Raw genomic sequence first — 20,478 nt, 5'->3', positions numbered from 1 at the left:
ATACGACTCTAAAAACGTCGACGGGTTTATAAAATTCGATCATGAGGTGAGCTATGCCGTCAGCCTGCGCATCCGCCTAAGGCAAGGGAAGCAGGCCGCTCATGGAGCCCGTTCCACGCGTTGCTTTCACTCCCGATCTCCCACGTGTAGAAAGACCAACAGTCTGTCTGCGGGTAGAGCGGATGATGGGACGAAAGCGGCGAATCGTCCCTACCTATTCTCCACCCTCATAGAACAGCTCGAGCGGCAACCCGACCAGCGACTTTCCAATCCAATCCCGCGCAATCACATTGGATGGACCCATCGCGATGGCGGCACGTGCATCCCGAAACGACCGTTCAATCGGCCCACGTCGATAGCCGTAACCGCCTGTCACCGTCAGCGCCGCAGCGGCCACCTTGTTGGCAACCTCTGCGGCATGAACCTTGAATTCCGTGAGCGGAATCAGGATCTCGCTCTGCGGCTTGCCAGCGCGCCACAGCTCATCCAGCTTGGCGGCGAGCTCGTTGCGCCACGGACGCAAGGTCTCGACGAGCACCTTTGCAGCCCCGAGCTCCTGGCGGATGGCCTGATAGTCCGATAGGTTTTTGTTCTTGTCCCTGTGAACGAAGCTCGAGGTGTGTGCGACCGCCGCATTGAGGACGCCGCGCGCCACTCCTTCCCACACCGCACCGAGGCCAATGAGGTACACTGGGGAGACGCCGTCATAGATGATCTCCTTGCCCTGTCCCTCGGCACCCAGCCGGTCGCGGCTGGGAACCTTGACGCCCTTGTAACGGATCGGGCCGGAGTGATTTCCTCGTACCCCAAGCGCCTCCCACGGGCCGGCTTCGATTCCAGGCGCCTTGCCGTCGACGATGAAGAAAGAGATGTCGGTCTGGTCCTTGGCACCGGGAGAGCGCGTCTGCACCACGTAAAAATCGGCCTGGCCGGAACTCGTCGTGAAGGACTTCTCTGCGTTGACGACATAGTTCCCGCCGTCGCGCGCAGCTTCCGAGAAATTGTACCACCAATGTCCGCCAGAGGCTCGCTCGCTGGTCGAGTAGGTACCAAGCAGCGCGCCGCCCTTTGCCTTTAGCCAGCGCTCTTTCTGATCGTCATTGCCGAACAGGTTGATCGTCTGCACCGCGCCGACATGCATGACATAGACGAGGCCTGTCGAAGCATCATGCTGGCCGATCCGATAGGCCGCCTCTGCGAAGTCGCCATGGCTCAGTCCTAGGCCGTCGAAACGCGGCTCATTGAGAACCCCGGTCCAGCCGGCCGCCGCTAGCGCTTGCAGATTTTCTCTTGGAAAGCGGCCTTCGATGTCGTTTCGCTCGGCATGGAGCTTGACACTGCTCTGGATCGCATCATCGAGGCGGGTGTAGATGTCGTCCTGTGCGGCGCGCGCGAGATTGTCCTTGCTCATGGGTATTCTCCTCTGTCTATTCGATGAAACCATTCAAGCCGCATGATCGGCCGGTGACGGGCGGCGTAACGCGGCAACATGTGATGCGCTCTCCTCGGGACTTCCGAGATAGAGCGCCTTGATTTCGGCGCGCCCGCGCAGGTCCGCGGCGTCGCCCGCCAACACCGTCGATCCACCGTCGAGGACGGCAGCACGATCGGCATAACGTAGCGCCACCGTCGAGTTTTGCTCGGCGACCAGGATCGACAATCCCTCCTCACGGTTAAGCCGCTTCAACGTGCTGAAGATCGCCTCGACAACGAGGGGGGCCAGGCCCATCGAGGGCTCGTCCAGCAGCAACAACCGCGGGTGCGCCATCAAGGCGCGACCGATCGCCGTCATCTGCTGCTCGCCGCCCGAGGTGAGGCCCGAGGCGGACCGCCGGCGCTCTTTCAGGCGCGGAAACAATGTGTAGACGCGCTCAAGCCCCGCAGCGATCTCGCGTCGCGACAAACCGCCTCCGATGCCGCCGGCGACGAGGTTCTCCTCGACGGTGAGCCCACGAAAGCAGTGGCGGCCTTCCAGCACCGGGACCAGGCCCAGTCGAACCAGTTCGGCGGAAGCGAGCCTGGTGGCATCCTGCCCGTCGAACACGATGCGGCCACGGGTGACCTGGCCACGCTCGGCATGCAACAGATTGGAGACCGCTTTCAGCGCCGTCGACTTACCCGCGCCATTGGCGCCAAGGAGTGCTACGATCTCGCCTCGTCGCACCGTGAGCGAGACGTCCGACAGGGCGCGAATGGCATGGTTGTAGGTCGCAGCCAGGCCTTCAAGCACAAGAAGATGATCGCTCATTGCGATGCTCCCGATTTTCTCGGACGGGAGCGGGCGTTGCCCGCTCCCAAGCCGTCTTGAATGCCGCTACTGGCTGACCGGCGCGTCGTCGGAGGTGCGGATCTTGATGTTGTGCTCAGCCGCATACGCCGCCGAGGATTTCTCGATGATTGGGCGCAGGAACGCCCAGTCGGGTGCAATCCAATCCGACACGACCTTCCACTTGGTGCCGTCCCACTGCTGGAACGTCACGCGACCGTCACCCTCGTGATTGTCCCAGGCCACGTTGATGGAATGGAACAGGCCCTTGGCGCCCAGCGCCTCGACACGCGCCGGGTCGAGCTGCAAATGTTCGAAGCCCCAGCGCACCTCGTCGCCGGTGAGCGTCCGCTTGCCGAATTTCTGCTGCGCGATCCGGATCGCCTCGACATTGAGAATGCCGTTAACGATGCCCAGGTTGTGATAGACGCTGCCAATACGCTTCTTATCGTCGAGATTGCCCTTGCCTGCACCGTAGACCGTCTTGATGATCTCCTGCAGCACCGGGTAGTCGGCGCCAGATGCCTGCGTCGTGATCGCGACATAGCCCTTTGCCGCATCACCGGCGGGAATAACGTCCTCTTCCGAATTCGACCAAACATTACCGATGATGTGATCGACCGGGAAGCCAACCTTTTGCGCCGTCTTCAGCGCCACGGGATTCATCACACCCCAGCCGCGCAGTACCACATAGTCCGGCTTGGCGCGCCGGATCGACAGCCATTGCGACTGCTGTTCATTGCCGGGGTGCGGCACCTCGATCTGCTCAAGAGAGAAGCCATACTTGTCGGCGAGCAGCTTATAAATCGGGATCGTCTCCTTGCCGTAAGGCGAGCCGTGATAGAGCACGACGATCTTCTTGCCCTTGAGCTCGTCGGCGCCGCCCTCGCGCGAGGCCATGTAGTTCACGATGCCGGACGTCTCGCTGTAAGGATTGAGCAGCAGGGGAAACACGTAAGGAAAGACCCTCCCGTCGGTCGAATCAGTCCGCCCGTGGTTGATAGTGATGAGCGGCACCTTGTCTTTGGTGATGCGATCGATCATCGCATAGGCGATGCCGACGGAAAGTGGATTCCAGGCCGCGACGCCGGGGTGGCTTTTCAATCGCTCATAGACCTCGACACCGCGCTCGACCTCATACTGAGTCTCGCCCTCCCCCCAGGTCAGCTTGACGCCGTTGACGCCGCCGTCGCGGATATTGATGAGATTCAGATAGTCGATGAAGCCGCCGAAAAACCCAGTGCCGCCGGCCGCGTACGGACCGACCCGGTAGCTCTGTAACGGGAAGAACTGCTCATCGGCGTGGACCGGCAGCGCAGCACTGAGGCCGATGCCGACGGCGAGCGCCGCAGCACGAAGGGATCTTGGTAAGCGCATGACATTTGTCCTTTGGTTCGAGAGACTTTTCAAGGCTGGGTGGAGCGAGGAAGCGGACCAGGAAACCGGCGCAGGATCGGTTCTGCGAGGCGATCGACCAGCGCGATCAAGCCGCGCGGTTCGGCGATCAACAGGCCAATGATGAGCGCACCGGTAACGATGCGCTGGCTCATCTCGAGCACGCCGGAATCGAAGACGTCGCCGAGAAGTGCTGCGCCGAGGCGCGAGAGCAACAGCGGAAACACGACCATGAATGCCGCACCGAGGAACGCGCCACGGATCGAGGCCAGCCCGCCAATGATGATGATGAAGAGGATCTCGAACGAACGGTCCAGGTTGAAACCTGCGGGCTCCACTGTGCGCAAATAGGCGAACGCCCACAGCACCCCTGCGATTCCGATGATGAACGACGAGACGCCGAACGCGAGCAACTTGGTGCGGAGCAGTGGCACGCCGATCACCTTGGCCGCCGTCTCATGGTCGCGCAGCGCAATGAAATTCCGACCGATCTGCGAGCGCAACAGGCGGATGGCGAGCAGCGTCGCGATGACGACGACGGTCAGGGAAAAGAGGTAGCGCCCGACCGCGCCCGAGAAGGTGATGCCCGCCACCGCCAGCGGGGGAGCGTCGATCACGCCGGACGGATTGTCGTTGGAAAACCAGCCGAACTTGGTAAGGGCCCACTGCACGAAGAACTGCGCCGCAAGCGTCGAGACCGCGAGGTAGAAGCCGCGCAGCCGAAGGCTCGGCAGGCCGAAAACGATCCCAACCGCCGCCGCCACAAAACCCGCGGCTACGAGGCTCACCAGGAACGGCACGTCATGCAGACGCAGGTTGAAATTGTAGGCGGCATAGGCACCGACCGCGAGAAACGCGGCCGACCCGAGCGAGACCTGGCCGGCATAGCCGGTGAGCAGATTGAGCCCTAACGCGGCAAGCGCGAGCGCAAGGAACGGCGTCAGCACTGCATCGAGCAGATAATCGGAGCCTACGAACGGAATGACGCCATAGGCTAGGATCAGAAGAACTGCGGGAGCGAGATGATTGGGGCTAAGCCAGCCGGCGGCAAGCGAGCGAGCAGGTCTCGTCATCAGATCAGACCCTTTCTACCAATTTCTGGCCGAACAGCCCGGAAGGACGCACCAGGAGGAAGCCGAGCGCCACCACATAGGCGGCCCAGGCCTCAATGCCGCCGCCGAACAAGGGGCCGACGTAGACCTCAGCCAGTTTCTCGATTGCGCCGATCAGGAGGCCCCCAACGATGGCTCCCGCGACCGAGTCGAATCCGCCGAGCACCAGCACCGGCAGCGCCTTGAGCACGACGAGCGACAGTGAGAACTGGACGCCCAGTCGCGCGCCCCACAACAGGCCGGCGACCAGCGCGACGATGCCCGCCGCGGCCCATACCGCCGCCCAGACGCGCGACAGCCGTAGCCCCACCGCTAGCGCCGCGAACTGGTCATCGGCGACGGCGCGGAACGCGAGGCCGGTTCGGGTGTAACGGAAGAACAGCGCAAAGGCTGTGACCAGTGCGCCCGCGATTGCCGCTGCGAACAGGTCGAACTGGCTGATCAGCACGCCGCCGACCTCGAAGGGAACATCGTCGATGCCAAGATCGAGCCCGTGGACCTGTGTACCCCACAAGAGCTGCGCGGCTCCCTCGATCACATAGGACAGGCCGAGCGTCGCCATGAACAATGTCATCGGCGACTGGTTGACGAGCGGCCGCAGCACCGTGCGCTCGACGGTGACGCCAAGCACGACCATGATCACCAACGTGGCGGAGAGGGCCAACCAGAACGGCACGCCCCGTTCGACCAGGCTCACGAAAGTGAGCGCCGCGAACAAGAGCATCGCGCCTTGCGCGAAGTTCAGGACGCCGGACGTCTTGTAGATCAGCACGAAGCCGATCGCGACCAGCGAGTACATGACGCCGGACAACAGCCCGCCGACGAGAACCTCGATGAAGAACTGGTAGTCGAACATCAGATCACGAGCTCCGTCTCACCCTCATGAGCAACGCCAAGATAGGCGTCGATCACCGTCTGGTCGGAGCGCACCTCTTCCGGGGTGCCGTCGGCGATCTTGCGGCCGTAATCGAGAACCGCGATCCGATCGGACAAGCCCATGACGACACCGATGTCGTGCTCGATCAGCACGATGGTGGTGCCATAGGCACTGCGCGCATTGCGCACATGAGCCGCGAGCTCCTGCTTCTCGCCGAGGGTGACACCGGCAAGCGGCTCATCCAGCAGCAACAGCTGCGGCCGTGCGACCAGCGCTCTGGCGAGTTCCACTCGCTTTTGGATTCCGTAGGGGAGACCGCCGGCAAGCTGGTGCTTGACAGCATCAAGATGCAGAAACGCGATCACCTCCTCAGCGGCAGCACGGGCCTCGGCTTCCTCGCGGCGCGCTTGCGGCGTCGACAGCATCTGCCGAACGAAACCGGCTTGCCTGCGGTGCACGACGCCCATGATGACGTTGTCGAGCACTGGCAGCCCCTTGAACAATGCAAGGTTCTGGAAGGTACGCGCCACGCCGTGGGCTGCAAGGCGCGCCGTCGGCACATGCGTGAACCGTTCACTGCCGAGCCGCACCAAGCCGTGGTCAGGACGGTAGAGCCCGCTGACTACGTTGAGCAGCGAACTCTTTCCGGCACCGTTCGGACCGATGATGGCGCGGATCTCGCCCTTCGCGACGGCCAGATCGATAGCATCCAGCGCGGTAACGCCGCCGAAGCTGAGCGAGATGCCCTCAAGGCGCAGCACGGGCACGGCGGTGCTGGAAACCAGCACCGCCGCCTCGGCCGCTGGATGGGCGCCGCCCGCCTCCAGCGCGGCCTCGGCAGCACGCTCATGCGCGCGCGCCAAGATAAGGGCGTCGCCCCCCGATGTCACAACCAGGCTCATGCGCCGCCCCGCCTCCAGCTATTCCGCCGCCTGGGCGTGCGGCGAGCGGCTTGCTTCGAGCCCACGCACCAGCGGGATCACGTGCTTGCCGAAATACTCGACCTCTTCCTGGAAATGCAGGAAGCCGAGGAGGATCAGGTCGGCGCCGGCATGCTTGAGCTCGATGATGCGTTCGGCAACCTGCGCCGGGGTACCGATCAGATTCGAGCGGAAGCCATCATTGTACTGGACGAGATCCTGGAAGGTAGACTTGGCCCAATTGCCCTCACGCTCGGGGCTGGCATTGCCAGCATTCTGGACCTCATGGTGGAAGCCGTGCACCGCTTCCGGGATCGCCTTATCAAGGATCTCCTGCAGGACGTCCCTAGCTTCCTTTTCCGTTCGCCTGATAATGCCGAACGCATTGATACCGACCTTGGTTCGCCAGCTCTTTCCGCCAAAGGTCTTTTCCTTGGCCCTGATATCGTCGACCTGTGCTTTCAGGCCATCTGGCGTATTGCCATTGGTGAAATACCAGTCCGACACACGGGCAGCCATGTCACGGGCCGCACGCGAGGAGCCGCCTTGAAAGATCTCCGGCAGCGGATCGAGCGGTTTTGGCTTCAACGAATAGTCGTTGAACCGATAGAAGTCGCCCTTGAGCGTGAAGTTTTCCTCGGTCCAGATCCCGCGCAACGCGCTGATGAACTCCTCGGAGCGGCGGTAGCGCTCGTCGTGATCGAGCCAGGGCTCGCCGATGGCGTGAAATTCACCGCGGAACCAGCCCGACACAATATTGACTGCGACGCGCGCATTGGTCAGTTGGCTGATCGTTGCAATCTGCTTTGCGGCCAGCGCCGGACTCCATGGCCCAGGCAGAAGAGCGGCGATCACCTTGAGCTTTTCGGTCGCGGCGAGCAGCGCGTGCGAGAAGGCGACGGATTCGTGCTGCTTGTCAGCTCCATAGCCCGCTGTGAAACGGATCTGACTCAGCGCATAGTCGAAGCCTGCCTTTTCCGCGATCTGCGCGAGCTTGCGATTGTAGTCGATGTCCCAGCTGGTTCGCTGCTCGATCGACGAAATAACAAGGCCGCCGGATACGTTCGGGACCCAGTACGCGAACTTGATGGGGGTGTTGTTCGTGGTCATGCTGTTACCTCACGTGAATTGTCTTGCGATGAACGGTCGGCTGGGTTTGAAGCAGGCAGCACATCGCATCCGTCCCTGCTCCAGACGAGCGAGGGCGCAATTGCTAGGGTCGGATGCCAGGCTACAAGGGAGAGATGTATTCGCGATCTGCGGCGTCAGCGCAGGAACGAGGGATTGAGATCGTCAACAGAGTGACGCGCGCATGACGCGACAGGACATCGCCAGTGTACAAAAACTTCCCGCCTCATCGACGAGAGCATTGCAAATCATCTGCGCTCCCCTCTCTCAATCACCATTGATTGACGATCAATACTCTCAGAGAAGAAACGCGCTTGCGAGTCCAAGACCAACTCTTTTTCATCGCGTCTGGGAAACTCATTTTTCTAGATTCGCAACTGACGGTTCGTTTGTTGCGGCGCGCCCAAAAACTTTCACTCACACAGACGTTCGCGAGACGACGAGTCAAGAAAGCGTCGATAGTTATCTCTTTCACGAGACTACCGCCGCAAGACAATTTTCTACTACCGGGGTAGCTGTTGTCCGTCCCGACGATTGAGACGGTCATCTCATGTCGAGTCGGCCTTCTGAGTATCCTCCAGGATTTCCTGCCGCAGCTTCGGCCCTTGACTGAGCCGTCGCCCGAGCGCCGCGACAAAATTGTCGTAGCGCGCGGCCGCCTGCGCCCGCGCCGCCTTTGCAGCCGGCTCGGGGAGTGGTGGTGTCGTCGTAAGCCAGAACCGAACGAACAGCGCCAGGGTCTCGACCGAGATCCCGATATCGCGTTCGAGCCGCGCGACGCGGCGATCGACTTGATCTAGTCGCTTGGCAATAGCAGCCTCCCGCCGCTCGTCTGCGTCCGGTGACAGGAAGGACGCGATCGCGGCTTCGGCGATGAGCGACAGCGACTGCTCGCGCCGGGCGGCATAGGCCGTCAGCGTCTTCATGACCTCCGGATCGAGATAAACTGATATCTGGGCTTTCTTCTTCGGCGCGGTCATGCCTGCCTCACAATCCGAGATCGTCGCCAGGATCGAGCGATGCCTGGCGCGCGACGCCCTGCATCATGTCGCTCATACGCTTGTTACGTGGGGCGTCTTCATCGAGCTCGTCGGCAAAGTCAGGCGCGAACTCGTTATCGAGCGGCTCCTTTTGTTCCACGGTGTCTCGATCGAGTTCTGGCTGCCGCCGGCGGTCCGCGGTCTTCGGATCCTCTACGTCGGTCTGGTCGTCGGTCGACGTCGGAGGCGCCTTGGGGCGAGGCGGCAGTGGCCGTGCACTCCAATCGTCCGGGCGGCTGCCATTGGGTCTGGAGAGCGCCGGCGGCGCCAGGATGCGCTCCTGGAAGCGTCCGTCCTCGTAATAGCGCGCCTTCTTGGCGCGGATCGGATGGAGCCCCGACATCATGACGATCTCATCTGATGGCGGCAGTTGCATCATCTCGCCGGGGGTGAGCAGCGGGCGGGGGGTCTCCGACCGCGACACCATGAGGTGACCGAGCCAAGGTGCCAGCCGGCTGCCCGCATAGTTCTTCATCGCCTTCATCTCAGTTGCCATGCCCAGCGCATCGGACACCCGCTTCGCCGTCCTTTCATCGTTGGTCGCGAAGCTGACCCGGACGTGACAGTTGTCGAGGATCGAGTTGTTTGGCCCGTAGGCCTTCTCGATCTGATTCAGCGACTGGGCGATCAGGAAGCTTTTGATGCGGTAGCCCGCCATGAAGGCCAGCGCCGACTCAAAGAAGTCGAGCCGGCCGAGCGCAGGAAATTCGTCGAGCATCAGGAGGAGCCGGCATCGGCCTGACTTAGCCTGGAGATCCTCGGTCAGGCGGCGGCCGATCTGGTTGAGGATTAGCCGGATCAGCGGCTTGGTACGATTGATGTCCGATGGCGGAACGACGAGGTAAAGCGTGGTCGTTCGCTCTCCGCCAACGATGTCGGTGATCCGCCAGTCGCAGCGCCGCGTCACCTCCGCCACGACCGGGTCGCGGTAGAGGCCGAGGAACGACATCGCGGTGCTCAGGACCCCGGAGCGTTCATTGCCGGACTTGTTCAGCAGTTCGCGCGCGGCGGAGGCGACGACGGGATGGACGCCGGCCTCGCCGAGATGCGCCGTCCGCATCATCGCGGCAAGCGTCGATTCGATCGGCCGCTTGGGATCGGACAGGAAGGCTGCGACGCCGGCGAGCGTCTTGTCCTCCTCGGCATAGAGCACGTGAAGAATCGCGCCGACCAGCAGCGCGTGGCTAGTCTTCTCCCAGTGGTTCCGCTTCTCGAGACTGCCCTCCGGGTCGACCAGAATGTCGGCGATATTTTGAACATCGCGCACCTCCCACTCGCCGCGCCGGACTTCCAGCAAAGGGTTGTAGGCTGACGACTTCGCATTGGTCGGATCGAACAGGAGAACGCGGCCGTGCCGGGCACGAAAGCCAGCTGTGAGCTGCCAGTTCTCGCCCTTGATGTCGTGGACGATCGCCGAGCCGGGCCACGTCAGCAGCGACGGGATGACGAGGCCGACGCCCTTGCCGCTCCGGGTTGGCGCGAAGCACAGAACATGCTCCGGCCCATCATGACGGAGGTAGGCGCGCTCGAACCGGCCGATAACCACACCGTCAGGCCCGAGCAAACCAGCCTGCTCGATCTCTTTCGCCTCAGCCCAACGTGCGGAGCCATAGGTCTCGGCATCCTTCGCTTCGCGGGCGCGCCAGACTGACATGCCGATCGCGACGGCGGCGGCGATGATGCCGCCGGATGCCGCGATATAGGCGCCCTCGATGAAGATATCTGGCGCATAGGCATCATAGGCATACCACCACCAAAAGAAGGCGGGCGGCAGGTAGAAGGGAAAATGAAACAGTTCGAACCAGGGTCGTCCGAGTTGAGGTTGGAAGCCGAGCCGCCAGGCCGTCCACTCCGTCGCCGTCCAAAACGTCAGCAGGACGATCACTAAGACAGTGATGACTTGCCCCCAGAGTATTTTGGTCGCGGACATGGACGGCCGCCTCCTTCTATTAAATTCGATGATGGGAGAGATGGCTCACAGGCCGATCCCCCGGTTGCGTCCGAAACCCCAATCGATGCCGCCATCGCCGCGTACGACGCCGGAAACATTCCGGCCAAGTTGCTTTTCGAGTGAGGGCGTCCACGGCACGAGCTGGAAGCCGAGACCATCGTCGATCATCGCGAAGCGGCCGGAGGCGAGCGCGAAGCGCTGCCGATAGGTGCCGGCGACATACTCGCCGGCGGCCGGCGGATTGAACGGCCGGCCGGTCTCGGCGACGAGCTTCTGGCCGAGAGCCTCTAACTCCCGGTGCCGCAGCGTGCCGATGAGGTTCTTCGCGAACACCACCCCACGTACCTGGCGCTCGGCGAGACTCTGCTCGATGAGGTGCTCGGCCCGTCGTTCCATCGCCTCGCGGACCTCGGCGCCGAAGCCGGCCTGGCCCAGCGCCACCGGATCGCGCGCGACGGCCTGCCGGTCGAGCCATGTCGCGCCGCTCGCCGTCACCTGCGCTTCGATCGAGAGATCGGAACGGACGGCCAATGCCACGCGGCGCTGGCCTCGCGCGTCGTCGAACTTGCGGAGTTCGACGATCGACCCCGGTGCGCTGTCGCCGGCGGCGTCGAGATCGGGCAACTTGATATGGTGAGTACGGCCATCGACGCCGTCGATCACGGCATAGGCGGTCGCCTTGAGTTCGTCATCGAGGCCGCGATCGACGAGGCGTCCGATGATGGGGACATCGAGGCTTTCGCCTGATAGCACGTAGCTCGCGGTCCCGCGCTCGATGCCGCGTTCGGTCAGGCTGCGATGGATGCGTTTGATGATGTCGCCGCGCTCGCCAAGCTCGCGCAAGGTCGTCTCGGCGGCCTCGTCCATGACCCATTGGCCGGGCCCGAGTTGATGCGCAAGGCCAAGGCTCTCCAAGCGCCGCAGCCGGCCGACCTTCAAGGCATGGAATTGATCGGGCTGCTGCGCCGGATTCGGCGCAAGGTCGATGACGCCATGCCGACCCGCGTCGCGAACGAGCTGTCGATCGAGCTGCGTCCAGCGCTCGGCCTCAACTTGGCTCTCGAGCGAGCGGTGAATGTCGAGATCGGAGCGCAGTCCGAGTTCCTGGGTGACCAGGTCCTGCGCGCGAGCACGCATCCCCTCCTTGATGTAGTCGCGGGAGATCACGAGATCCTGGCCGTCCTCAGCGATGCCGCGTACGAGGATGTGGACGTGTGGATGCTGGGTATTCCAGTGATCGACGGCGACCCAATCGAGCCTGGTCCCAAAATCCCTCTCCATCTGGCCGACCAGTTCACGCGCGAAGCCCTTGAGGTCGGCCATATCGGCCGCGTCCTCCGGCGAGACGATGAACCGGAAATGGTGCCGGTCACTCTGGCAGCGCTCACCGAACGCCTTGGGATCGGCATCGTCGGTGTCGGGGCCGAACAGACGGGCCTTCTCCCCGTCCCGGGTGACGCCCTCGCGCCGGAGATAACCGAGATGCGCGGCGAGCGACGCAGAACGCGCCTTATGACGGACGACGCGGGTCTTAACCGTCACCAGACGCGAGCGGCCCGTGAGCAGACGGTTCGCCCGTTCACTGGCGAGCCGGCCGCGGCCGAAACGCGAATGACGATGGCTGGTGAGATGGCCGGCTCGCGAAACGACGCCGCCAGCGCGCTGAGCGGCGGCAAGCGCCTGGGCGATGAAAGGCCTGGCCCGCTGGCTCCTCGAGGAGCGGATGCGGCCAGGCCGAGGCTGAAATTCCTTCTCCTCAGCCATGGCCAGTCTCGGCAATGTGCGAAATTGAGAATCCTTGCAATGAGTTGATGGTGGGACGCACATTGCGTGCCGAAGCCCCACATTGCCGGATCAACGAAAAAACAAAGCAACAACAACCGACCGACCGAGCCGCACGTTGCGGCCTTTTATCTCGCCCTCGTTCGGTCGTTGCCTGCTCGTCTCCCTCGCCTGCTCTTTCTCCCTCGCAGCAATGCGCTAAGACACGCCTGAGCAAGAATTCGTAACGGATTGCGGTGGCGAGCCGCCATCGCGCGCGGGATGTCCAGATCTCCGCAGCATAGGTGCTCGCAGGCCCGCACCGCGCTGGGTACTGATGTTGATCATGACCCACAGTCATTGCGATCGTCCCGTTGTCGAGAGCGCGACGAACAGGCCTTCCGACTGCGGCGCAATCGCGGAGAGATCGTGCACGGGAACGGCAGCCGGCCTGTCGTACGCCGGTCGATCGGGTATCGCTCGCGCGACAGACGACGGCGCGTCAACGTGGTCGAAAAAGAGCGGCGACCGCGTCCAGGATGAACGAGAAGAGGCCGCGAGGAGAAGAGGTCCTGGTGCCTTCTCCGCATCGACAAAAGGGACGATGGCCGCGACGTAGGCGACGGTCTCGGCCGGCAGCGGACGATGTCTATCGCGAAACTCCTCGTAGCGGCCGGGCCCTGCATTGTAGGCCGCAAGGAAGCCCGGCGAGCCGTAGCGGTCGTGCAGCTCGCGAAGGAAGGCGGCACCAGCGAGGATGTTGTCACGGGGATCGAAGGGATCGCGCCCGAGACTGTAGCGAGCGCGCATGTCCGCCCAGGTCTTGGGCATCAGTTGCATCAGGCCGAGCGCGCCTTTCGGTGAAACGGCGCGCCGCTCGCCGTGGCTCTCGATCCGCATGACGGCGCATATCCATGCGGTCGGAATGCCAAAGCGCCGCGCGGCTTCCGTCACAAAAGTAACATAGCGATCGTTCGTCGGCTGACCGCGCGCCGGCGCTTTCTCTGCTGACACTGCCGGCATTGACCCGCCAATCACCAGCAGGCCGGTAAGGAGGAGAACGGCAAGGCCCGCCGTGGCTCCGCCATCACGGCGAGGTGTCGTGCTGCTCGCCGACGGTGCGCGCGGACCGCTGGTTTGACCACCGCTGTGCGAGGCGGCCGGCCGACGGTTGCACGGAACGGAGGGATGAGACGGCTTTGCCGCGAACAAAAGGATGGAGCTTCGATGCGCCTTGTCGGCGGCACGCGTGACGGGACCCTGCATGCAATCAATCCCGCTCGGCGCGCTGGGGCGGACGATTCCAGTTCAGCGTCCAAGCCGATTTATCGTCGCCCGACTGGAAGAGATTGGCGCGGATCGGGCGCGGGAGCGTGGGATCATCGATGATGAGCGAAACGTACTCGCCGGCCTTCTCGCCGGTCCGTTTCCAGCCCGCGCCGATCTCCGGGCCATCGGCATCGCCGAGGCGGATGCGGTAGTCCGGCGCGTTCTCGGCATCCGAGGATTCGGCTGGAGTGAGGATGAGAATCCGCTCGAAGAAAAGCGTTTGAATGCGCCCGGTGAAGCCGGACTTGTCGCGGGTGAACTGACCGATTTGCGCCATGGGAAACCTCCTTGGTTGGCGGGTTGAGAAAGCGGGTTAGTGGGTGGCGGCACGCCAGACGAAACGACCGTCGGCGGCCTCATCGGTCCAAAGCGGGACCGCGCGCGCGACGATCGAACTGACGGGCAGCGAGCCGAAATAGCGGCCGTCCAGGCTATCCGGGACGGTCGGGTTCATAAGGAAGACCTCACCCGGCTGGAGAGTGGTGCAACCGCTCCAACGTGGCAGCGGTCGGCCGAGATGGTCGCGATCGTGTGCGGCACCGACATCGACCGCATTGACCGTGATGGCATCGCCGGACCGGCACACGGTCTGTCCCGGCAGCGCCATCACATGCTTGAGCAACGGCACACCTTTCGGAAGAAGGCCCCTATCGGCGAGAAACTTCGCGATCGGCTCTGGGAGCCGTACCAGAACCAATTCGAGGTCATGCAGCCGTCCTACCGGATGCAGCGCGTAGAGCCCTCTCGGCGTGCTTGCCGTGGCGTTCCAAACCAGCCTCGGCGCGGGACGAGAGAACGCCAAGCCACCGGCAGCGAGCACGGCAATGTACGTCACCAAGACATAGCCAAATCGGGTCATGGCGTGACGCTCCGGCGCTTGAGCCACGCGACATGCTGCTCGCGCGTGTAGGCGCGCGGCACGTGGTCGGCGGCGAGACGGTTGTGCAGATGCCGCCAGTAATCGGGCGCGGCATCGGCTGGATTGATGGCGAGCGCCTCGATGGCATCGATCGCCTGCAACACGCGCTCGACCTTCGGCCAGCTATCGACGCGCAGCAGGATCTCGCCGCCGGGCCGGACGAATGGCAGCGTCTGATAGCGCTGGCCCGCCTCCACGGCGCGCACGATGTCCATGCGCGAGACCACGGTGCCATAGTCGTTCGATGCCCAGCGAACGAAGCCGAAGATGCTGCCAGGCGCAAAACTTGAAACACTGCGGCGGCGATCGAGAATCTTTTCCTCGGCCCGATGACCGAAGCGAAGCCAATGCTCTATCCTCTTCTCGATCCAGGTCAGCTCGACATGGGTGAGCGCAACGCTCCGCCGATGCGAGGGCGGCACGGCACGCGGCGGCAAGGCCTCAGTGTCGTTCATGACGGCTCTCCGGTCTCAGTGGGAACTCTCGCGCCAGCAATTCGCGCAGCATGTCGGCGACGGTGACGCCGCGTTGGAACGCGGCGACCTTGATGCGGCCGCGCAGCGCCGGCGAGACGTCGATTGTCAGGCGCGCGGTCAATGCTACTGTGTTATCTGTGCGACGCCGCGACGCATCACTGGCCTTGATCCAGCCTTCGGCATCGCCAGGTCGCGACGCGAAGCCGCGCTTGGAGGAGCGCCCGCTCATGGCGCGAGCCTCGCGACTTCGGCGCCGAGCGCGGTTATCTCGCCGGATGCTGTGCTCTGCTCTGCAAACTCGAAGACGAGCCGACCCGACTGCGCGGCATCGGCAAAGACAACACGCTGCCCGATCGTGGTGGCGAGCACTGGCGGATCGTGATCGGCGAGCGTCTCCGCTGTCGCGCGGGCGATGCCTGTGCGCGTATCGCAGCGATTGAGCACGAAGCGAGCGGCGAGCTTCGGATGGTAGATGCGAGCCTCGCGCAGCAAAGCCAGCATCTCCGCCGACGCCCAGCCGTCGAATGGCGACGGCTGCACAGGAATCAGCACCAGGTCAGCGGCCAGCAGCGCCGATCGTATCAATCGGGCGACGCGCGGCGGCCCGTCAATGACGACATGATCGGCAGTGCGCGCGATCTCAGGCGCCTCGCGATGGAGTGTATCCCGCGCGAGGCCAATAACGCCGAATAGCGGCGAGACGTTCTCCCGCGCCCGCTGCTGCGACCAGTCCAATGCCGAGCCTTGGGGGTCGGCATCGAGCAGCGTTACACGCTTTCCGCGGAGCGCCCATTCGCCGGCGAGGTGCAGTGCGAGTGTCGTCTTGCCGACGCCGCCTTTCTGGTTGAGCAGTGCGACAATCATCGCTTGCCTCCCGCCTTGTGATCGAGAAGCGGCAGCGATTGTTGGCTTGGGGGCGCGGTTGACGGCGGCTCAGCGCTCGCGTCGGCGATATCCGCATGACGCACGGGCCCACTACAACAGTTAGACTCCAGGTTAGAATCTAAGTTAGATTCTAATGCGTGCGTGCGAAGTCCCGACGGGGCTGCGTGCGGAGTCCCGACAAGGATTGCGTGCGAAGTCCCGAGCTCGTCCACAGCGCCATCCACAGGGGCGGTGGACAACTTCGCCGGCAGAATGCGCAGCAGCTCACGGCGGCCCTCGCGTTCGACGTACAAGCTGTAGCCGGGGAGTGGTTGGCGTGCGGCGATAAGCCGGATCTGCCGCGCGAAATCGGAGGCTCGCACCAGGCTGCCGGACTTCTTGTGGAGGTGCGCGATCTCAAACAGCCATCCTCGTGGCTGTCGTCCGGCATGCTTGCGCGCGACGCGGTAGAGCCAGCGCTCGATCCCGCCGGTCAGGCGGAAGTAGGCCGGATCGATTGCAAGGACGAGGGAGCGATCGATGACGCCGCGGTAGAACCAGTCGGGGAGGACAAATTCCATGCCTTCCACGCGACCGTCGCGCCTCGCGCATTCCTCCCATTCATTGATCCAGGAGAATTGGTGGCGCCGCCAATGCTCGCCCTGCCGGATGGTGGTACGGATGACGGTCGCCTGCAGACGGGCCAGTGCCCCCTTCAAGAGCTTGTAATCCCGCGCCCCGGTCTGTCGGCCGACCGCGATCAGAAGCTGGTAGGGCGTGAAGCGCAGGAAGCGCGAGGTCTTCAGACCAAGGTTCTCGGCCTCGACGATCTGGCTCGCCGCCCAAATCAGCACGTCGGCGTCCCAAATGGTCGCCATACCGTGCTCAGGGACTGCATAGACTTCGACACGTACATCGCCGGCCTGGTAGAGGATCGGCCGGGTGCGCCTCGCCTTGGCAAGCGAGAAGAATGGCCGTTCCATCAGGTCGCGCTGATCGCGCGGGCTGGCGTCACCAGTGGCGACAACGAACGGATCGAGCTTGCTTCGCTCGCTGGGCATGATGAGGTGTCGCGACGACATGGCGAGCGCTGCCTTAGCGATGCGCGTGGCCAGCGGCGCGGGCCTCGACGTAGCGGGGATCAGAGGTCGAGCTGCAAGCAGCCTGATCTGCCCAGGCCTCGAGATCGCCAACGGCGTAGACAACGCGACCTCCGAGCTTGCGGAACGTCGGGCCGTTGCCATGGCAGCGGTATTTCTCAAGCGTGCGCGGCGAGAGGCCGAGGAGGCGTGCGGCCTCAGGGGTGCGCACGTAGCGCGTGGAGAGCTGCGCGGTCCGGTCGAGCATGGGAGATCTCCGTCTTGCCTCGAAGCGCCGCGGCCAAATCGCGGCATGTCGGGGCCAGAGTGGCGGAGAGTTCAGGCGTTGGGGGTGGACGAAAATTTTTGGAGATGCGTGTCCCCCCACGGTCGCAACCAGGCAAACCGGGGCGCTACCGGCGGGGCGCTGGTGGGCCTCATCATGCGGACGCGCTTGGAGGGATCGAGGGGCCGGTCAGAGGCCGCGCAGGAGTTTCAGGTAATCCCGCTCAACCAGGGCAATCGAATCATGGATGAGACGGTTCGCAGCACGGCGGGCATGCGAATCTTTCCACTCGACCGAACGGCGCTGGGCGTGGTCGGAGGCGAGCACTTCCGCTGCCACGTCTCTGGGGCTGCCGCCGGATTCATGCACGTCGAAGGCGTGAAGGAGCTGAATCAATCGACGCTTCTTAAAGGGCGTTAGCCGCAGAGCCGCCGGCAAAAGACCGATATGCTGGGCGCCAAGGCGGCGGATGAAGTGTAGCGCGACGTCAAGCCGCAACTCGACCATGCTGTCGAGCGGCAGAAGCACAGCGGGACGGCGCGCGGCCTGCTCATCTTGCAAGCGGACATGGAGTTCACCCGATCCGTCGGCGATCACCAGTTCGCGACCGTCAGCATCCGTCCGCTCGACGAGCGGCAGTCCGAAGGCATTGCGATCGATCGAATGGATGGTTTTGAAGCTCGACGGAGCAGGTTCCAGGATCACTATTCCGGGTGATGCCTCGGGCAGCCATATGGTTGCTTCATGCCCAACCGGGGAAACTGGGTCATGGGCGAAATCGCAACCCCCAACGACGTGCAAGACTGGCACGGACAGTCTCGGGATCAACGCCGTCGCGCGCGATCTGGCGCTGTGTGCGGGCGAAGTCGCGGCGGTACTCAGCGTTGCGGCGCAGGAACTCAAGGGCGAAGCCCGGGCGCTCGAGCCGCTTGAGGCGCTCAATCGTCTCCGGCGAGCGCCAATGCTGTGTGGGCATGGTGTGTCCTCCTGCTTTCTTCTTATTCTGTCCTCCCCAAGGAGGGACACACCACGATCGGGAAAGACGGTCCGGCAAACTAGTCCCATAGGTTGCATCACGCACGACCACAATTTGTGTGACGATCGCCCCCTCGGTCACTGCATTCGCGGGTCCAACAAATACCGATATCCAGCTTCCGTCATCCATCGGGCGCGCGCGAGATGGCTCTCATGGACGATTTTGGCACGCTCGGGTTCTCGAGCTGGATCGAGACCGAAGATTACCTGCACGACCTCACGCCAGTCGGCTCCCTCTTCTTCCGCCATTAATAATTGAACATAGATCGCGAGATGTTGCTCGTCATAGGCGTTCACACGATCGGTCTGTGGCGGCCGTTCCTGGAATGGCGCTTCGTTCATTGCGATCGTCCCCTCAGGATCGAAACAACGTTAGACATTCACTTACCGTGGAACTTGCACTTGCCGTGGAACTTGGCAAGCCGCGAAATGCCGCGCCGCGGTGCGCAGACCGCATCACGGTGCTCCCTGTAGACGGGTAACTGGCCTTGGACGGAGCCTATGATTAGTATTTCGCCCCACGAATCGGAACGATCGTTCCTGGCACGATCGTTCCGGTGTGAGTTCCCTTATCGCTATGGATCTCAACGAGATCATGGCGATCAATCTGCGTCGGATCCGTCATGTGAAGAAGATGTCGCAGGAAGAATTGGCCGATGGCGCCGGACTAAGCGTCCGCTACATCGGCTCAATCGAACGCGCCGATGTGTCGGCCAGCGTGACGGTGCTGGGTCGGATCGCGAAGGCGCTAGGCGTCGAAGCAACCGACCTCATTAAGCGGACGACGGTTCATTCTACTCGCGGTCGATAACAGGCGAGTTTGTGTCAAGCCACAGCGCTGGTGCGTTGGAAATCACCTAAACGTGGTAGATGATCGGCTTTGGGCGTAGATTTGCTCTGGCCCGACGGTTGTTGCTCTGTTCGAAGGACCGAAGGGTAATGGTTGGCAGAGCGGAGCCTGCGCTATGACGACGCTATACGAGCACTTGCCAGACGACATCCGCGAAGTGGTGGATGCCTACGTTGCGGAACTCAGGCCCCAACCCTGGCCAATTCGCTTCCGCGCACTTGTTGATCTGCTCCAAGAAAAGTTGGACACCAGCGCCGAGTCGGAGCGCTGGCGTCTGATTCAAGAATGGACCGGCATAGTGACGGCGACGTTGGAGCATTTGCCGCCCCACAGTTCGATCGTCGAATGCCTGGGGTTGATGAGCATAAGTTTCAACGACCAATGGCGCGCTCAGGCGCTCGGCCAGATCGACCGAGACCCCAGGGTGATAGACCGACTCATCGCAGTTTGTCCCGACTGGGATGACATCGTCGATGGCGTGGCAGAGGCCCATCAAAGACGGCCGATCAAACCGGCACATGGGCGCTGACCGGCATCTGTTACGCCCTCTGCTTGCGGCGGCACGGCCAATGAGGTGCCTTCGCGATTTTCGAGCGTGGCAATGCCCCGCCCGGACCAGCCGGGCGAGGCATTGTAGGCCGGGTCAGTCGCCGTTGCGGCGGCTGGGGCGGGACCAGATCAGGCTGAAGCCCTCACCATCCTCGTCGTCGAAGAGGTTGGCGAAGATCGGAGCGGTGAAGCTCGGATCGTCGAGCTTGAGGCTCAGATAGTCGCGGCCCTCGTTGGAGCGCTTGGACCAGCCGGCCCCGATCTCAACTCGGCCGACATAGACCCGGTGGCTGGGCGCGTTCTCGCCGGAGCGGTTGGTTTCGGGGATGATCCGGACGTTCCTGGCCTGGAGCGAGAGGGTGACGATTTCGCCGGTCAGTTCGTTGCCGGTCTTCTTGAAGGTGCCGATGGTCGCCATGGTAGTTCTCCTTGATCTCTGTTTTTCCGAGCCCGCACCTTGCGGCCTCGATGGTGATCGACAGGCCGGAGGCGATCGACGGCGCACCCCGAAGGGGCCTGACAGCAAAGGAGCAACTTTCTTGGCTCGCGCGAGGAATGACGGCGCAGCCGGCAGGGGAAGAAAGTTGTGACGCCGCTGTTGCGCCTTAGGCGGTCGAGGCGTCAGCCGTCCTTCGGGCAGA

24 protein-coding genes are annotated in these 20,478 nt (G+C 63.1%); 2 read left to right on the top strand and 22 right to left on the bottom strand.

Annotated elements, in window-relative coordinates; genetic code table 11:
* Positions 1 to 214: 214 nt before the first annotated feature.
* The 21 genes from ACVIYL_RS21540 to ACVIYL_RS21440 form a co-directional block, all read right to left on the bottom strand.
* Positions 215 to 1,411: an acyl-CoA dehydrogenase family protein gene (locus tag ACVIYL_RS21540; protein WP_456779650.1), complete on the bottom strand. Its 1,197-nt coding sequence runs from the start codon at positions 1,409 to 1,411 to the stop codon at positions 215 to 217.
* 33 nt (positions 1,412 to 1,444) lie between these two features.
* Positions 1,445 to 2,248 carry an ABC transporter ATP-binding protein gene (locus ACVIYL_RS21535; RefSeq protein ID WP_456779649.1) on the bottom strand — a complete coding sequence of 268 codons (804 nt, stop codon included), beginning with the start codon at positions 2,246 to 2,248 and terminating at the stop codon, positions 1,445 to 1,447.
* A 66-nt stretch (positions 2,249 to 2,314) separates the two neighbouring features.
* On the bottom strand, positions 2,315 to 3,643 hold the full coding sequence (locus tag ACVIYL_RS21530) for an ABC transporter substrate-binding protein (RefSeq protein WP_456779648.1): 1,329 nt from the start codon (positions 3,641 to 3,643) through the stop codon (positions 2,315 to 2,317).
* A gap of 29 nt (positions 3,644 to 3,672) precedes the next feature.
* Complete coding sequence (locus ACVIYL_RS21525; protein WP_456779647.1) at positions 3,673 to 4,734, bottom strand: branched-chain amino acid ABC transporter permease; 1,062 nt, start codon at positions 4,732 to 4,734, stop codon at positions 3,673 to 3,675.
* Between the two features lie 4 nt (positions 4,735 to 4,738).
* A complete protein-coding gene (locus ACVIYL_RS21520) occupies positions 4,739 to 5,629 on the bottom strand; it encodes a branched-chain amino acid ABC transporter permease (protein WP_456779646.1) in 891 nt (296 codons plus the stop codon).
* Positions 5,629 to 6,552 (bottom strand): ABC transporter ATP-binding protein, encoded by a 924-nt coding sequence (locus ACVIYL_RS21515; RefSeq protein ID WP_456779645.1) that lies wholly within the window; start codon positions 6,550 to 6,552, stop codon positions 5,629 to 5,631. The genes ACVIYL_RS21520 and ACVIYL_RS21515 overlap by 1 nt, the downstream gene beginning before the upstream one ends.
* Positions 6,553 to 6,570: 18 nt before the next feature.
* The gene (gene sfnG, locus ACVIYL_RS21510; protein ID WP_456779644.1) at positions 6,571 to 7,680 is read right to left on the bottom strand and encodes a dimethylsulfone monooxygenase SfnG; all 1,110 of its coding nucleotides are present in this window, start codon (positions 7,678 to 7,680) and stop codon (positions 6,571 to 6,573) included.
* A gap of 566 nt (positions 7,681 to 8,246) precedes the next feature.
* Positions 8,247 to 8,678, bottom strand: a complete 432-nt coding sequence (locus tag ACVIYL_RS21505; RefSeq protein WP_456779643.1) for a CopG family transcriptional regulator — start codon at positions 8,676 to 8,678, stop codon at positions 8,247 to 8,249.
* A 7-nt stretch (positions 8,679 to 8,685) separates the two neighbouring features.
* Positions 8,686 to 10,668: a conjugal transfer protein TraG gene (locus tag ACVIYL_RS21500; RefSeq protein WP_456779642.1), complete on the bottom strand. Its 1,983-nt coding sequence runs from the start codon at positions 10,666 to 10,668 to the stop codon at positions 8,686 to 8,688.
* Positions 10,669 to 10,713: 45 nt separating this feature from the next.
* Positions 10,714 to 12,453, bottom strand: coding sequence for a relaxase/mobilization nuclease domain-containing protein (locus tag ACVIYL_RS21495; protein ID WP_456779641.1), 1,740 nt, complete (start codon positions 12,451 to 12,453; stop codon positions 10,714 to 10,716).
* Positions 12,454 to 12,807: 354 nt separating this feature from the next.
* Positions 12,808 to 13,716: a lytic transglycosylase domain-containing protein gene (locus ACVIYL_RS21490; protein WP_456779640.1), complete on the bottom strand. Its 909-nt coding sequence runs from the start codon at positions 13,714 to 13,716 to the stop codon at positions 12,808 to 12,810.
* Positions 13,717 to 13,720: 4 nt separating this feature from the next.
* Positions 13,721 to 14,056 carry a DUF736 domain-containing protein gene (locus ACVIYL_RS21485; RefSeq protein WP_456779639.1) on the bottom strand — a complete coding sequence of 112 codons (336 nt, stop codon included), beginning with the start codon at positions 14,054 to 14,056 and terminating at the stop codon, positions 13,721 to 13,723.
* Positions 14,057 to 14,092: 36 nt separating this feature from the next.
* Positions 14,093 to 14,638 carry a S26 family signal peptidase gene (locus ACVIYL_RS21480; RefSeq protein WP_456779638.1) on the bottom strand — a complete coding sequence of 182 codons (546 nt, stop codon included), beginning with the start codon at positions 14,636 to 14,638 and terminating at the stop codon, positions 14,093 to 14,095.
* On the bottom strand, positions 14,635 to 15,153 hold the full coding sequence (locus ACVIYL_RS21475; protein ID WP_456779637.1) for a DUF2840 domain-containing protein: 519 nt from the start codon (positions 15,151 to 15,153) through the stop codon (positions 14,635 to 14,637). Before ACVIYL_RS21475 ends, ACVIYL_RS21480 begins: the two co-directional genes overlap by 4 nt.
* Positions 15,140 to 15,403: a ribbon-helix-helix protein gene (locus ACVIYL_RS21470; protein WP_456779636.1), complete on the bottom strand. Its 264-nt coding sequence runs from the start codon at positions 15,401 to 15,403 to the stop codon at positions 15,140 to 15,142. Before ACVIYL_RS21470 ends, ACVIYL_RS21475 begins: the two co-directional genes overlap by 14 nt.
* Positions 15,400 to 16,038 (bottom strand): ParA family partition ATPase, encoded by a 639-nt coding sequence (gene parA / locus ACVIYL_RS21465; protein ID WP_456779635.1) that lies wholly within the window; start codon positions 16,036 to 16,038, stop codon positions 15,400 to 15,402. The genes ACVIYL_RS21470 and parA overlap by 4 nt, the downstream gene beginning before the upstream one ends.
* Positions 16,035 to 17,120: a replication initiator protein A gene (locus tag ACVIYL_RS21460; RefSeq protein WP_456779634.1), complete on the bottom strand. Its 1,086-nt coding sequence runs from the start codon at positions 17,118 to 17,120 to the stop codon at positions 16,035 to 16,037. Before ACVIYL_RS21460 ends, parA begins: the two co-directional genes overlap by 4 nt.
* Positions 17,121 to 17,133: 13 nt before the next feature.
* Positions 17,134 to 17,385 (bottom strand): helix-turn-helix transcriptional regulator, encoded by a 252-nt coding sequence (locus ACVIYL_RS21455; RefSeq protein ID WP_310882656.1) that lies wholly within the window; start codon positions 17,383 to 17,385, stop codon positions 17,134 to 17,136.
* Positions 17,386 to 17,592: 207 nt separating this feature from the next.
* Entirely contained in the window at positions 17,593 to 18,108 is a 516-nt protein-coding gene (locus ACVIYL_RS21450) for a DUF2285 domain-containing protein (RefSeq protein ID WP_456779633.1), read from the bottom strand.
* A 61-nt stretch (positions 18,109 to 18,169) separates the two neighbouring features.
* A complete protein-coding gene (locus tag ACVIYL_RS21445; RefSeq protein ID WP_456779632.1) occupies positions 18,170 to 18,379 on the bottom strand; it encodes a transcriptional regulator domain-containing protein in 210 nt (69 codons plus the stop codon).
* A gap of 137 nt (positions 18,380 to 18,516) precedes the next feature.
* A complete protein-coding gene (locus tag ACVIYL_RS21440) occupies positions 18,517 to 18,780 on the bottom strand; it encodes a DUF2285 domain-containing protein (protein ID WP_456779631.1) in 264 nt (87 codons plus the stop codon).
* A 235-nt stretch (positions 18,781 to 19,015) separates the two neighbouring features.
* Between ACVIYL_RS21440 and ACVIYL_RS21435 the strand changes: the two genes are divergently transcribed.
* The gene (locus tag ACVIYL_RS21435; protein ID WP_456779630.1) at positions 19,016 to 19,249 is read left to right on the top strand and encodes a helix-turn-helix domain-containing protein; all 234 of its coding nucleotides are present in this window, start codon (positions 19,016 to 19,018) and stop codon (positions 19,247 to 19,249) included.
* 154 nt (positions 19,250 to 19,403) lie between these two features.
* Positions 19,404 to 19,817: a hypothetical protein gene (locus ACVIYL_RS21430; protein ID WP_456779629.1), complete on the top strand. Its 414-nt coding sequence runs from the start codon at positions 19,404 to 19,406 to the stop codon at positions 19,815 to 19,817.
* 114 nt (positions 19,818 to 19,931) lie between these two features.
* On the opposite strand, the gene ACVIYL_RS21425 is transcribed toward ACVIYL_RS21430, so the two are convergent.
* Complete coding sequence (locus ACVIYL_RS21425; RefSeq protein ID WP_456779628.1) at positions 19,932 to 20,255, bottom strand: DUF736 domain-containing protein; 324 nt, start codon at positions 20,253 to 20,255, stop codon at positions 19,932 to 19,934.
* Between the last annotated feature and the right edge of the window lie 223 nt (positions 20,256 to 20,478).

Source organism: Bradyrhizobium sp. USDA 3315, assembly GCF_054056795.1.
Note: the sequence above shows the minus strand (reverse complement) of the source record. Positions and strands in the feature narration are given on the sequence as shown.